The following is a 1,092-nucleotide window of genomic DNA, read 5'->3' as shown; positions in this document are numbered from 1 at the left end:
CGCCGGTGGGCCTCTTGGCCGAGCTGACCCATCGCTGCCCGCTGCGCTGTCCCTACTGCTCCAACCCGGTCGAGCTGGACCGCCGGGAGCAGGAACTGCCGACCGAAAGCTGGCAGCGCGTGTTCGCTGAGGCCGGCGAGCTGGGCATCCTCCAGGTGCATCTGTCCGGTGGCGAGCCCTTGGCCCGGCCGGACCTGCCGGTGCTGGTCCAGGCCTGTGCTTCGGCCGGGCTGTACTCCAACCTGATCACCTCGGGCTTAGGCCTGAGCCAAGCACGGCTGGAGCGGCTGCTGGCGGCCGGGCTGGACCATGTCCAGCTCTCGCTACAGGACAGCGAGCCATCAAGTGCCGAGCGGATCGCCGGGGCTCAGGGCGTGTTCCCGCGCAAGCTGGAAGCAGCCCGGCTGGTGACCGAGGCCGGCCTGCCGCTCACCGTCAACGTGGTGCTGCACCGGGCCAACATCGCGCGCGCAGGGGAACTGGTCGACCTCGCCGTGGCGCTGGGGGCAAGGCGCGTGGAGATCGCGCACACCCAGTATTATGGCTGGGCGCTGAAGAACCGCGCCGCTCTGCAGCCGGACCAGGCCCAGGTGCGCCAAGCATTGGCGGACGTGGCAAAAGCCAAGGCGCGCCATGCCGGGAAGATCGTGGTCGATCAGGTGGTGCCGGACTACCATGCCCGCTACCCCAAGGCCTGCATGGGCGGCTGGGCCAGGCGCAGCCTGAACATCACGCCTTCGGGCCTGGCTCTCCCCTGCCATGCCGCCCAGACCATCCCGAACCTGGAGTTCTGGTCGGTGGAGCAGCACAGCCTCCAGGAGATCTGGCAGCGCTCGCCGGCCTTCACTGCCTTCCGCGGCACGGACTGGATGCAGGAGCCCTGCCGCTCCTGTGCCAGGCGGGAGCAGGATTTCGGCGGCTGCCGCTGCCAGGCCATGGCGATCCTGGGCGATCCCGCTGCCACCGACCCGGTCTGCACCCTTTCCCCGTTCCGTCACCGGATCGACCAGGCGCTGGCCGACGATCAGGGCCAAGAGGAAGGCTACCGCTACCGCGAGATGAAGCGCGCGCCGGAAACGGTGGGGTGAGGGA

The 1,092-nt window shown here is 69.6% G+C and carries 1 protein-coding gene; it reads left to right on the top strand.

Annotated features, from left to right (window positions below):
* The coding region (pqqE, locus tag HLA95_RS27440) for a pyrroloquinoline quinone biosynthesis protein PqqE (RefSeq protein WP_191062600.1) at positions 1–1,088 on the top strand (1,088 nt) is incomplete at its 5' end.
* Positions 1,089–1,092 lie beyond the last annotated feature (4 nt).

The organism is Geminicoccus harenae (genome assembly GCF_019800005.1).
Lineage (GTDB): Bacteria > Pseudomonadota > Alphaproteobacteria > Geminicoccales > Geminicoccaceae > Geminicoccus > Geminicoccus harenae.
This window is presented reverse-complemented; position numbering and strand designations above follow the sequence as displayed.